This window comes from Streptomyces sp. NPDC052236, assembly GCF_044548015.1.
Taxonomy (GTDB): Bacteria; Actinomycetota; Actinomycetes; order Streptomycetales; family Streptomycetaceae; genus Streptomyces.
Window position 1 is genome coordinate 134,991 of the sequence record NZ_JBIUBL010000018.1, and the last position, 12,245, is coordinate 147,235.

The 12,245-nt window shown below is 70.9% G+C and carries 8 protein-coding genes; 3 read left to right on the forward strand and 5 right to left on the reverse strand.

From position 1 onward, the window contains the following. Nucleotides 1-78 precede the first annotated feature (78 nt). Genes ACIHCQ_RS27535 through ACIHCQ_RS27545 form a run of 3 tightly spaced genes read right to left on the reverse strand, consistent with a single transcriptional unit; the run spans nucleotide 79 to nucleotide 5,683 of the window. On the reverse strand, nucleotides 79-1,518 hold the full coding sequence (locus ACIHCQ_RS27535) for an NAD-dependent succinate-semialdehyde dehydrogenase (protein WP_399667691.1): 1,440 nt from the start codon (nucleotides 1,516-1,518) through the stop codon (nucleotides 79-81). Beyond that, complete coding sequence (locus ACIHCQ_RS27540) at nucleotides 1,515-4,418, reverse strand: FAD-binding and (Fe-S)-binding domain-containing protein (RefSeq protein WP_399667694.1); 2,904 nt, start codon at nucleotides 4,416-4,418, stop codon at nucleotides 1,515-1,517. The genes ACIHCQ_RS27535 and ACIHCQ_RS27540 overlap by 4 nt, the downstream gene beginning before the upstream one ends. Continuing rightward, nucleotides 4,415-5,683, reverse strand: a complete 1,269-nt coding sequence (locus tag ACIHCQ_RS27545; protein ID WP_399667697.1) for an aspartate aminotransferase family protein — start codon at nucleotides 5,681-5,683, stop codon at nucleotides 4,415-4,417. The genes ACIHCQ_RS27540 and ACIHCQ_RS27545 overlap by 4 nt, the downstream gene beginning before the upstream one ends. 248 nt (nucleotides 5,684-5,931) lie before the next feature. On the opposite strand from ACIHCQ_RS27545, the gene ACIHCQ_RS27550 reads away from it, so the two are divergent. The 3 genes from ACIHCQ_RS27550 (at nucleotide 5,932) to ACIHCQ_RS27560 (ending at nucleotide 11,773) form a co-directional block, all read left to right on the forward strand. Beyond that, entirely contained in the window at nucleotides 5,932-7,557 is a 1,626-nt protein-coding gene (locus ACIHCQ_RS27550) for a PucR family transcriptional regulator (protein WP_399667701.1), read from the forward strand. 580 nt (nucleotides 7,558-8,137) lie between these two features. Continuing rightward, a complete protein-coding gene (locus ACIHCQ_RS27555) occupies nucleotides 8,138-9,244 on the forward strand; it encodes a ricin-type beta-trefoil lectin domain protein (protein WP_399667704.1) in 1,107 nt (368 codons plus the stop codon). A gap of 219 nt (nucleotides 9,245-9,463) precedes the next feature. Next, nucleotides 9,464-11,773, forward strand: a complete 2,310-nt coding sequence (locus ACIHCQ_RS27560; RefSeq protein ID WP_399667707.1) for a beta-L-arabinofuranosidase domain-containing protein — start codon at nucleotides 9,464-9,466, stop codon at nucleotides 11,771-11,773. Here the strand turns inward: ACIHCQ_RS27560 and ACIHCQ_RS27565 are convergent. Together ACIHCQ_RS27565 and ACIHCQ_RS27570 are read right to left on the reverse strand one after the other, a co-directional pair. Continuing rightward, a complete protein-coding gene (locus tag ACIHCQ_RS27565) occupies nucleotides 11,770-12,066 on the reverse strand; it encodes a hypothetical protein (protein WP_399667710.1) in 297 nt (98 codons plus the stop codon). The two genes, ACIHCQ_RS27560 and ACIHCQ_RS27565, sit on opposite strands and share 4 nt — an antisense overlap. 7 nt (nucleotides 12,067-12,073) lie before the next feature. Next, on the reverse strand, nucleotides 12,074-12,241 hold the full coding sequence (locus tag ACIHCQ_RS27570; RefSeq protein WP_399667713.1) for a hypothetical protein: 168 nt from the start codon (nucleotides 12,239-12,241) through the stop codon (nucleotides 12,074-12,076). Nucleotides 12,242-12,245 lie beyond the last annotated feature (4 nt).

Genomic DNA, 12,245 nt, shown 5'->3' on the forward strand with positions numbered 1-12,245 from the left:
GGCCAGGAGGACGGTTCGGCCGGGCACGGGGTGGCCCGCGCGGTGCGCGATGGGGCGTATGTCAGGGCAGGACCGCCGTCATCGCACAGGCACCGCGAGGTACTGGTACTCCAGGAACTCGTCGATCCCGACCCGGCCGCCCTCGCGGCCCAGCCCGGACTGCTTGACGCCGCCGAAGGGGGCGGCCGGGTTGGAGACAAGGCCGGTGTTGAGGCCGACCATGCCGACCTCCAGGCGTTCGCTGACGCGCAGGGCGCGATCCAGGCCCTCGGTGAAGACGTAGCCGACGAGGCCCCAGGGGGTGTCGTTGGCCCGGCGGATCACCTCATCCTCGTCGTCGAAGGTGAGGATCGCCGCGACCGGGCCGAAGATCTCCGTGTCCATCAGGCGGCTGTCGGAGGCGACGTCCGCGAGCACGGTCGGCGGGTAAAAGCAGCCCGGCCCCTCGGGCGTACGGCCGCCGACGAGCACCCGGGCGCCGCGCTCCACCGCGTCGGCCACCAGTTCCTCGACCTTGGCCCGTCCGACCCTGTCGATCAGCGGGCCGACGTCGACACCGCCCCGGGTGCCGGGGCCCACGACCAGCGCGCCCATGCGCTCGGCCAGGCGCCGCCCGAACTCCTCCACCACGGAGCTGTGGACGAAGAACCGGTTGGCGGCGGTGCAGGCCTCGCCCATGTTGCGCATCTTGGCGACCATCGCTCCGTCGACCGCCTTGTCCAGGTCGGCGTCCTCGAAGACGATGAACGGCGCGTTCCCGCCCAGCTCCATCGAGGTCCGCACGACCGCCTCCGCGCTCTGGGCGAGCAGCAGGCGTCCGACGTTGGTGGAGCCGGTGAAGGAGAGCTTGCGAATCCGCCCGCCGCGCAGGAGCGGTTCGCACACCTCCCCCGCACGGGAGGTGGTGACGACGTTGAGCACGCCGTCCGGCAGTCCGGCCTCCTTGAGGATCGCGGCGAGGGCCAGGCTGGAGAGAGGGGTCTGCGGGGCCGGCTTGAGGATCATCGTGCAGCCGGCGGCGATCGCCGGGCCGATCTTGCGGGTGCCCATGGCCAGCGGGAAGTTCCACGGGGTGATCAGCAGGCAGGGGCCGACCGGGCGGCGGGAGAGCAGCATGCGGTTGCGGCCGTCGGGCAGGACGCCGTGGCCGCCCTCGATACGGACCGCCTCCTCGGAGAACCAGCGGAAGAACTCGGCCGCGTACGCCACCTCTCCCCTGGCCTCGGCCAGCGGCTTGCCCATCTCGGCCGTCATCAGGTGGGCCAGCTCGTCGGTGCGCTCGACGATGATCTCGTACGCCCGGCGCAGGATCTCGCTGCGGACCCGCGGCGCCGTACGGGCCCACTCCTCCTGCGCCTGGACGGCCGCGTCCTCCGCGCGCTGGGCGTCCTTGGCGCCCGCGTCGGCGACACGGCAGAGGATCTCACCGGTCGCGGGGTCGTCCACGGGCATGGTGGCGCCGTCCGCGGCGTCCGCCCAGGCCCCGCCGATGAACAACTGCGTGGGTGTGTCGGTCATGGGGTTCCTCCTGGTTGATCGGCGGTGGGGTCGAGCAGTTCCGCGAGGTGCAGGGCCCGGATGCCCCGGTCACCGGCAAGGTGGTCGATCTGGGTGGCGCAGCTGAAGCCGTCGGCCACCACGACCGTCGGCGTGGCCCCGTCGATGGCGTAGATGTCGTCGAGGCGTGGCTTCAGGGCCAGGTCGGCGACGGCCATCGAGGTGTCGTAGTGCTGGGCCTCGAAGCCGAAGTTCCCGGCGAGTCCGCAGCAGCCCTCCGCCTCGTCGACCTTCCGTACGCCGAGGCGGCCGAGCAGATCGCGGGGATGGCGGCCCTTGAAGGTGGCGTACTCGTGGCAGTGGGTCTGCAGGACGACCTGGTCCGGCAGCTCCGGCGGGGTCCAGTCCGGCGCGGCCAGGTCGGTCAGGGCGCCGGTGAGGGTGTGGACGCGGGCCGCGACGCGCTGGGCGGCGTCGGTGCCGAGCAGTTCGGGCACGTCACGCTTGAGGGCGGCGGCGCAGCTGGGTTCGGCCACGACGATGGGCCGGTCGTCGCCGTTGTCCAGGTGGGCGACCGTACGGGCCATGATGCGGCGCGCGGTGGACAGCTGGCCGGTGCTCACCCAGGTCAGGCCGCAGCACAGGCCGTCCTCCGCCGTGCAGGGGATGCCGGCGTCGGCGAGCACACGGCTCGCGGCGCCCGCCACCTCGGGGCGGAAGGCGCGGGTGAAGCTGTCGACGAAGAGCAGGGCCTTCGCCGGTTCGCCGGTGCTCGCCTTGCGCAGGGCCTGGCGAAGCGCGTGCCGGGAGGCGAAGGCTGGGATCCGGCGCTTCGTGGTCACGCCGCCGAGCCGGGCGAGCAGCTTGCCGACGGGGCCGTGCAGCAGCGCGTTGATCGGGCGGGCGGCGAATCCGGCGAGGGCCGAGGTCAGCGGCAGCCAGCCCAGCGAGTAGTGGGAGCGCGGCCGGATCCTGCCCTTGTAGTGCTGGTGCAGGAACTCCGCCTTGTACGTGGCCATGTCGACGCCGACCGGGCAGTCGCTGGAGCACGCCTTGCAGGACAGGCACAGGTCGAGGGCGTCGCGCACCTCCGTCGAGCGCCAGCCGTCCTGGACCGCCCCGCCGCGCACCATCTCCTGGAGGAGGCGGGCCCGGCCCCGGGTGGAGGCGTTCTCCTCGCCCGTGGCCCGGTAGCTGGGGCACATCACACCGCCCGCGTCGCTGCGGCAGCGGCCGACGCCGACGCAGCGGCGTACCGCGCCGGCGAAGCCGTCCTCGTCGTGCGGGAAGGAGAAGAGGGTCTCGACGGGCAGCACATCGGAGGGCGTGTGCAGCGCCAGGTCGGCGTCCAGTCGCGCCGGGGCCACGATGACACCGGGGTTGAGCAGCCCCTCGGGGTCGAAGATCTCCTTGAACGCGGCGAACGCCCGGATCAGCCGGTGGCTGTACATGACCTCCAGCAGCTCACCACGCGCCCGCCCGTCGCCGTGCTCGCCCGACAGCGAGCCGCCGTGCGAGACCACGAGCGTGGCCGCCTCGCCGAGGAAGCGGCGGGCGGCGCCCCGGCCGGTGTCCGTGGCCAGGTCGAAGTCGATGCGCACGTGGACGCAGCCCGCGCCGAAGTGGCCGTACAGCACGCCGGTCAAGCCATGCGTGGCCAGCAGCTTGCGGAAGTCGCGCAGGTAGGAGGCCAGGTTCTCGGGCGCGACCGCCGCGTCCTCCCAGCCGGGCCACGACTCCCCGCCGTCCACCAGACGGGCGGCGAGCCCGGCCCCGTCCTCGCGGACCCGCCACAGCGAACGCCGCTCGGCCGGGCTCTGAACGACCCGCCCACCGGTCATCCGAGCCCGCGCCTTGAGCACGTGCAGCAGTTCGGCGGCGCGGGCGTCGAGCTCCGCCTGGTCGTCGCCGTCGAGTTCGACGTAGAGCCAGGCCCGTCCCTCGGGGAGGCCGGTCACGGAGTCCGGTCCCCGCCGGGCGCGCATGGTGGCGACGATCGCCTCGTCCATGCCCTCCACGGCGGTGGGATCCCAGCGCAGGATCTCGGGGACGTCCTCGGCGGCGTCGACCACGTCGTCGTACCCGAGGGTGAGGAGTGTTGAAGCCTGTGCGGTCGCCACCAGGCGGACCGTCGCGGCAGTGACGACCGCACAGGAGCCCTCGGTGCCCACCAAGGCGCGGGCCATGTCGAAGCCGTGCTCGGGCAGCAGGTGGTGCAACTGGTAGCCGGAGACCTGGCGCGGTATGCGGCCCAGCTCGGTGCGGATCGGCGCCAGGTTGGCATCGATCAGGTGGCGTACGTCCGCTTCGAGGCGGGCGACACGCCGGACCGCGTCCGTGTCGTCCGGGTCGGCGGCCCGCAGTCCGGTGCGGTCGGCGACGGCCCGCACGCCGGCGGCCGTGACGATCTCCAGCGCCTCGACGTGGCCGCTGGTGCGTCCGTGCCGCACCGACCGGTTGCCGCACGCGTCGTTGCCGATCATGCCGCCGAGGGTGCAGCGGCTGTGCGAGGAGGGGTCGGGGCCGAAGGTGAGCCCGTGCGGGGCGGTCGCGCCGCGCAGCGCGTCCAGGATCACGCCGGCCTCGACACGTGCGGTGCGCGCCACCGGGTCGATGTCCAGGATCCGGTTCATGTACCGGGAGAAATCCAGGACGACCCCCGGTCCGACCGCGTTGCCCGCCATGCTGGTGCCGCCGCCGCGCGCGGTGACCGGGATGCCCGCCTCCCGGCAGGCCCGCGCCACCGCGACCACGTCGTCGGCGCTGCGGGGGAAGACCACGGCCCGCGGCGGGACCCGGTAGTTGGAGGCGTCGTAGGCATACGGACCGGTGGAGCCCGGGCCCGTCTCCACCCGCAGCCCGGGAGCGGTCTCAGTCAGCCGCGCGACCAGCGGCTCCAGGGCCGTGGTGGTGTCCGTCATCGCCGTGCCGCTCCCGATGTGCCGGCCTCGACCGCGGTCGCCCACGCCTGAAGGCCCTCGTCCACCGCCGTCTCGTCGATGACCAGCGCCGGGATCATCCGCACGACCTGGTTCCAGGCCCCGCACAGCAGCAGGAGCAGGCCCTCGTCAACGGCGGCGCGCTGCACGCGGGCGGCGGTCTCGGGGTCGGGGCTGCCGTCCTCGGTGACGAACTCGGTGGCCAGCATCAGCCCCAGGCCCCGCACATCCCCGATGCCCGGCGTGCGGTCGGCCACCGCCTCCAGGCCCTGCCGCAGGCGGGCCCCCATCGCCTCGGCGTTCTCGACGAGCTTCTCGTCGCGTACGACGTCGAGGGTGGCGCAGGCCGCGGCGCAGGCGACGGCGTTGGCGCCGTACGTGCCGCCCTGCGAGCCCGGCCACGCCTTGGTCATCAGCTCCTCGGAGGCGGCGATGCCGGACAGGGGGAAGCCGCTGGCCAGGCCCTTCGCGGTGACGAGGATGTCGGGGGTGACGCCGAAGTGGTCGTGGCCCCAGAAGCGGCCGGTGCGGCCGACGCCGGTCTGTACCTCGTCGAAGATCAGCAGGAAGCCGTGGCGGTCCGCACGCTCCCGCAGACCCTCCATGAACGCGCGGGTCGCGGGCGTGTAACCGCCCTCACCGAGCACCGGCTCGACGATGATCGCGGCAGTGTCGGCGGGCGAGGAGATCGTCTGGAGGGTGTAGTCGAGCTCCTGGAGGGCGAAGCGGGTGGCGGTCTCCTCGTCCCAGCCGTAGCGGTAGGCCGACGGGAACGGGGTGACGACGACACCGCTCATCAGCGGGGAGAAGCCGGACCGGAAGCGGGTGCCGGAGGTGGTCATGGAGGCGGCGGCGACCGTACGGCCGTGGAAGCCGCCGTGACACACGATGACGTTCGGCCGGCCGGTGGCCTGGCGGGCCAGGCGCAGCGCGGCCTCGACGGCCTCGCTGCCGGAGTTGGTGAAGAACAGGCTGTCCAGGCCGGCCGGCAGTACCTCGCCGAGCTTGTCGACGAGGCGGCGCAGGGGCTGGTGCATGACCGTCGTGTACTGGCCGTGGATCAGCGTGCCGACCTGCTCCTGCGCGGCCGCCACGACCTTGGGGTGGCAGTGTCCGGTGCTGGTGACGCCGATGCCGGCGGTGAAGTCGAGATAGCGGCGGCCGTCCTCGCCGTAGAGGTGGACGCCCTCGCCCCGGACCGCCACCACGGGCGTGGCCTGGCGAAGGTGCGGCGACAGTGCGGTCATGTTCGTCTCCCGGCCTCGGTGTTCGGTCTGCTGCGGTATCCCGAGCATCTCCGCGGAGCGGGGGTGCGCCAACGTACGATCTGTCCGGCCGGGCCGCGACATCCGGACGTTGTGTCAGCCTCATCGGGGGCATACCGGGTGCCGATCGCTCACGGACCGCTCTTGCGCAGGTCAGCGACGCTTGTCACAGTGGCCGGGCACTCCCGGGCGCTGAGCCGTGCTCGAGCAAGGGACCCCATGGAGACACCGTGAACGACAACCACCCGGCCGGCCATGGGCCCACCCGCGCAGTCACCGTCGCCGACGTCCTGGCCCTTCCCGTCCTGGCCGCCGGACAGCCCCAGGTCGTCACCGGCGTGCCCCACCTGGACCGGCCGGTCAGGTGGGTCCACATCACCGAACTGACCGACCCCGCGTCCTTCCTCAAGGGCGGCGAACTCGTCCTGACCACCGGAATGCCGCTCCCGGAAGACGTGGCCGGCGTGCGCCGGTACGTCGACGAACTCGCCGACATCGGGGCCGCGGCGCTGGTCATCGAACTCGTACGTCGCTATCACCGCCCGCCGGACGCACTCGTCGACGCCTGCCGCCTGCGTGGCCTTCCCCTCGTCACGCTCGCCAAGGACGTCAACTTCCTGGAGGTCACCCAGGTCGTGCACGCCCTCCTGCTCGGCAACCAGGCGGACGCGATGCGCCGCACCCAGCGCATCCACGAGGTGTTCACCGCCCTGACCCTGCGCGGTGCCGGCCCGGAGGACGTGGTGCGTGCGGCGGCGGAGATGTGCGGCCGCACGGTCATCCTGGAGAACCTGGTGCACCAGGCACTGATCTGCGAACCGTCCGGAGGCACGGTGGAGGAGGCGCTCACCGGTTGGGAACAGCGCTCCAGAGCCACCGGGGCTGACGACCACACGGCGACACGCGGCCCGGCGGGCTGGCTCACCGCACCCGTCGAGTACCAGGGCGAGCGCTGGGGCCGTGTGGTCATGCTCCCGGCCCGCACCGACGGCCCCGCCTTCGGGCCGGAGGACACCACCGTGCTGGAGAGGACCGCGATGGCACTGACCGTCGCCCGCCTCATCCATCCCACCCCCTGGGAACGCACCGCACACCGAAACGCCCTGCGCGACCTGGTCGACCAGCGCCACCGCTCCGCCGAGGACGCCCACGCCCGCTGCGCCGCACTGGGCCTGCCGACCGACCGAAGCCGGTTCGTCGCGACCCTGGTGGACCTCCGCACCGGCAGAGGGGGAACCGAGCCCGAGACCCGCCTGTTCCAGGACCTCCGGACGGCAGGCATCCCGGCCCTCGTCGGCGAGCTGGCCCCCGACCGCCTCGGCATCCTGCTGGCTCTGCGTCCCTCCCAACCCTGGCGCCCCATCGTCGAACGACTGTGCGGCACCGCACTCAGCCTGGCCCCGCAAGCAGTGGTGAGCGTCGGCTCGGAGATCACGGACCTCTCCGACACCGCCCGCTCGTTCCGCGAGGCGGCCCGCGTCGCCGAGGCCACCCCACCCGGCCAGCCCCTCCCCCCGGACCGGTCCTTCCACGAGCTGTCCGACATCGGCCTGCACCGCCTGCTGTACGCCCTCCGCGAGGACACCCGGATCCAGGAGTACGCCGAACAGCAGCTCGGGCGACTCATCGATTACGACACCCAGCACGGCACCGAACTGCTGACGACCCTGCGCCACTACCTCGAAGCGGCCGGCAACAAGACCACCGCCGCACGCCGGGGCGGCCTCTCCCGCGAAACCATGTACCAACGCCTGCGCACCATCGAGAGTCTCCTCGACCGCGACCTGGAGTCCGGCGAACAGCGCACCGAACTCCACGCGGCTCTCACAGCACTCGATGTGCTTCGAGCCCACTGACGCGGAACGAGCTGCGGCCTCGGCAGCGCTACTCCAACCAACGGCCTGACCAGACGCGGTGCTGGAGGGCGGGGACCGTGTGCTGACCCAGCACGACGGGGAGCCGATCGTGGGCCGGGCGCGATCGGCGGGGTCGAACACCAACAACCAGACATGGGATGTTAATGGGTCAGCGCCGGAGAGGGAGAGAGCGGCGAGCAGGCCGTCGGAGCAGCGGTCGCCGCCGGGTACGGCGCCCTCGACGGGACGAAACGACACAGAACTCGCCTCTGTGCCGCCGATCCCTAAGTTCTGGCATCCATGGGATGTCCAGGCAGGGATCTGCGTGGTATCTGTACCAGTGCGCTTGAGGGGCCGGTCAGGGCCGAACCGCTCGGTACAGGAGGGCCGGGGCAGACGGGACGCCGGGCAGGCTCGGTGTTGTCAACGCTCACAGCGCAAGAGGCTCCCCACCCACGCCGTTCTGCCAGCACGTCAGCCGGCCGCCGACGCCGACGGGAAGGCGCTGCAGCCGGACTGCGGAGGGAACGGCGTTCAGCCCCCGTTGATTGAGCAATCACTCGCAGAAGAGGACGTCTGCATGAGAAAGCCTTGGCTTCTACCCCTGATCGCGCTTGTCGTTGCCGCGCTCGGGGTGACGGCGGCTGGTGTGACCCCTGCCTCCGCTGCCTCGACCACGCCCTTGCGGGTCATGCCGTTGGGCGACTCGATAACCTGGGGCGTGGGAAGCAGTACGGGCAACGGCTACCGGGGTCCGTTACGGAACAAGCTTGCGACAAGCGGCCAGCCGCTGGACTTCGTGGGCACGTTGCGGGGCGGTTCGATGTCCGACCCCGACAACGAAGGTCACTCCGGATACAAGATCCACCAGATCGCCGCACTCGCCGACGCCTCGCTGACCCGCTACCGGCCCAACGTCGTGACGCTGATGATCGGCACCAACGACCTCAACGAGAGCTACCAGGTCTCCACCGCCACCGCCCGGCTGAAGTCGCTGGTCAACCAGATCACCGCCGACGTCCCCGACGCAACCGTCCTCGTGGCCTCCCTGGTCGTGTCCACCAGCGGCTCGGAGGAGCAGTACCGTGCCGCGTACAACCAGGCCATCCCCCAAATCGTGAGCGAGGCACAGGCCGCGGGCAAGCACGTCGCATACGTGGATATGAGCAGCCTGACCACGGCCGACCTGGCCGACGCCCTGCACCCCAACGACGCGGGATACCAGAAAATGGCCGACGCCTTCCACCGCGGCATCCAGGCCGCGGATGGCGCCGGGTGGCTGAGGAACCCCGCCCCCGCCGCCTCACGCGTGCAGTCCGGCATCGCCGGCAAGTGCCTGGATGTCAACGGCGCCAACACCGCCGACGGGACCGCCGTCCAGATCTGGAGCTGCGGCGACACCGCCAACCAGCTCTGGTCCGCCTACACGGACGGCACCCTGCGCTCCATGGGCAAGTGCCTCGACGCCGCCGGCCGGGGCACCGCCAATGGCACCAAGGTGCAGACCTGGGCCTGCAACGGCGGCTCCAACCAGGTTTGGCAGCCCTACAACGGCGGCTACCGCAACCCCGCCTCCGGCCGCTGCCTCGACGTTCCGGGCTCTTCCACGGCCGACGGCACGCAGCTCCACCTGTGGGACTGCCACGGCGGCTCCAACCAGAAGTGGACCACTCTGACCGCCGGATGACCCGCGCCCCCGGGACCCGAGCCCCTTCCGGTCTCGGGTTCCACAGCAGTCGTTCGGCCGCGCGGCACAGCGCCCAGCTGTGGTCGATAGCGCCCGCAGCGCGGGTGCCGCTGCGCGCGCAGCCGTCCCACGCCCGACAGGTCCCCCCCGACCGCCGGACACGTGACCCAACGCACCAACGACCGAGCAATCGCTCTCCCGTCACCGAAAGGGTGCAAGATGTCCTCCTCCGTCAGCAGACGGCGCCTCCTGCAAGTAGCCGGGGCCACCGCCGTCGCCTCTGCCACCGGGTCCCTCATCGGCAGTTCTCCCGCCCGAGCGGCCATCCCCCCCGCAAGGGCCGACATCGGGGTCTCCGCGCACCCCTTCGAACTCGACCAGGTCCGCCTCACCGCAAGCCGGTGGCTGGACAACCAGAACCGTACGCGGAACTACCTGCGGTTCGTCGATGTCGACCGGCTGCTGTACAACTTCCGCGCCAACCATCGGCTGTCCACCAACGGCGCGGCTGCGAACGGCGGCTGGGACGCGCCGACGTTCCCCTTCCGCACCCACGCCCAAGGGCACTTCCTCACGGCATGGGCACAGCTGTACGCCGTGACCGGGGACACCACCTGCCGGGACAAGGCAACCACCATGGTCGCGGAGCTGGCCAGATGCCAGGCCAACAACAGTGCCGCCGGTTTCAACGCCGGGTACCTCTCCGGCTACCCCGAGTCCGACTTCACCGCTCTCGAGCAGCGGACCCTGACCAACGGCAACGTGCCGTACTACACCATCCACAAGACCCTCGTCGGCCTGCTGGACGTATGGCGCCACATCGGCAGCACACAAGCCCGGGACGTGCTGCTTGCCCTGGCGGGATGGGTCGACTGGCGCACCGGCCGGCTGAGCAGCCAGCAGATGCAGACCATGCTGGGAACCGAGTTCGGCGGCATGAACACCGTGCTGACCGATCTCTACCAGCAGACCAACGACGCGCGTTGGCTCACCGTCGCCCGGCGGTTCGACCACGCCGCGGTGTTCGACCCTCTGGCGTCCAGCCAGGATCAGCTCAACGGACTGCACGCCAACACCCAGGTACCCAAGTGGATCGGGGCCGCCCGGGAGTACAAGGCCACCGGCACCACCCGCTACCGGGACATCGCCACCAACGCCTGGAACATCTGCGTCAACACGCACACCTATGCCATCGGCGGCAACAGCCAGGCGGAGCATTTCCGCGCCCCGAACGCCATCGCCGGCTACCTGAACCAGGACACGTGCGAAAGCTGCAACACCTTCAACATGCTCACCCTCACCCGGGAACTGTTCGCGCTGGACCCGAACCGGGTCGCGCTGTTCGACTACTACGAGCGGGCGTGGCTGAACCAGATGATCGGCCAGCAGAACCCAGCCGACGACCACGGCCACGTCACCTACTTCACCCCGCTCAAACCGGGAGGCCGACGCGGTGTGGGCCCGGCGTGGGGCGGCGGCACCTGGAGCACCGACTACGGCACCTTCTGGTGCTGCCAGGGCACGGGCCTGGAGATGCACACCAGGCTGATGGACTCCATCTACTTCCGCAGTGACAACACGCTGATCGTGAACCTGTTCGTGCCCTCGGTGCTCAACTGGTCACAGCGCGGAATCACGGTCACCCAGACCACGTCGTACCCGAACAGCGACAGCACGACCCTTCAGGTCACCGGCAACGTCAGCGGAACCTGGGCGATGCGCATCCGCATCCCGAGCTGGACCACCGAGGCCACTGTCAGCGTCAACGGCGTCGCGCAAACCATCACCACCACCCCCGGCAGCTACGCCACTCTGAGCCGCTCGTGGGCCTCCGGCGACACGGTCACCGTCCGCTTGCCCATGCGGATCATCATGCGAGCGGCCAACGACAACGCGAACGTCGCCGCGATCACCTACGGCCCGGTGGTCCTGTCCGGCAACTACGGCAACTCCTCGCTCAGCTCCCTCCCGTCGCTGAACACGTCCTCGATCACACGGACCAGCAGCAGTTCGCTCGCCTTTACCGCCACCGCCAACGGCTCCACCGTCAACCTCGGCCCGTTCCACGACGCGCATGGCCACAACTACACCGTCTACTGGAACCCCAGCAGCAGCACCGTCCGTCTCACCAACGTGGGCAGCGGTCTCGTGCTGGGCGTCCAGAACATGTCCACGGCCGACGGTGGCCGCGCTCTGCAGTGGAACGACTCGGGCACCGCCGACCACAACTGGCAAATGATCACCGACGGAAACGCGGTCCGCTTCCGCAATGCCCACAGCGGCAAGGTGCTCGGCGTCCAGGACATGTCCACGACAGACAACGCGACCGTCCTGCAGTGGTCGGACAACGGCACCGCCGACCACAGATGGACGCTGCTCGACCAGGGAGACGGGACCCACAAGATCCGCAACGCGCACAGCGGCAAGTTGCTCGCCATCGCGAACAACTCCACCGCTGTCGGCGCGTTCGCAGTCCAGGACTCGGACAATGGCACTGCCGACAACCGTTGGCGCATCTTGGGGAACTAGGGCCCGCAGTTGTCCAGCACAAGCAGGGTCCGCCGGTCGGCCGGAAGCCGGGCGATCCGGTCGACGGCGGGTTCGTTGTCCGGATCGGGCAGCCCCAGCGCGGTGTGTCGGGGCGTCGCTGCAGCGGTGCGATTGCCCACGGCTGCGGCCGGTGGACCCACCCCGCTGACCGCACCCGCCACCGCCGAGGCCTCCCGTGGCGCGGCCGGATCAACCGTACGGCGCAGCTCGGGATCGCCGTCGTCCTCACTGTCGTCCTCAGCGGGGAAGACCTTGTGGATGGGAGGTTCCACCGGAGTCTCACAGATCCTGAAACCCTCGTCCGTCATGGCCACTTCGAACACGGAATCCGTTGTGAAACGACCCGTCGAGCCTCGCAAGGGCCTCGCCGTCCTCGGACCGCGCCAGCCGGTAGACGACGGTCCCCGCCATGCCGAGGACCGTCGCGTCGTGTGCAGTTGCCTTCATGGCT

What these genes read in the sequence shown, in the direction of transcription:
- ACIHCQ_RS27535 (WP_399667691.1), bottom strand. Translation starts at nt 1,518, where the DNA reads ATGACCGACACACCCACGCAGTTGTTCATCGGCGGGGCCTGGGCGGAC.
- ACIHCQ_RS27540 (WP_399667694.1), bottom strand. Translation starts at nt 4,418, where the DNA reads ATGACGGACACCACCACGGCCCTGGAGCCGCTGGTCGCGCGGCTGACT.
- ACIHCQ_RS27545 (WP_399667697.1), bottom strand. Translation starts at nt 5,683, where the DNA reads ATGACCGCACTGTCGCCGCACCTTCGCCAGGCCACGCCCGTGGTGGCG.
- ACIHCQ_RS27555 (WP_399667704.1), top strand. Translation starts at nt 8,138, where the DNA reads ATGAGAAAGCCTTGGCTTCTACCCCTGATCGCGCTTGTCGTTGCCGCG.
- ACIHCQ_RS27560 (WP_399667707.1), top strand. Translation starts at nt 9,464, where the DNA reads ATGTCCTCCTCCGTCAGCAGACGGCGCCTCCTGCAAGTAGCCGGGGCC.
- ACIHCQ_RS27570 (WP_399667713.1), bottom strand. Translation starts at nt 12,241, where the DNA reads ATGAAGGCAACTGCACACGACGCGACGGTCCTCGGCATGGCGGGGACC.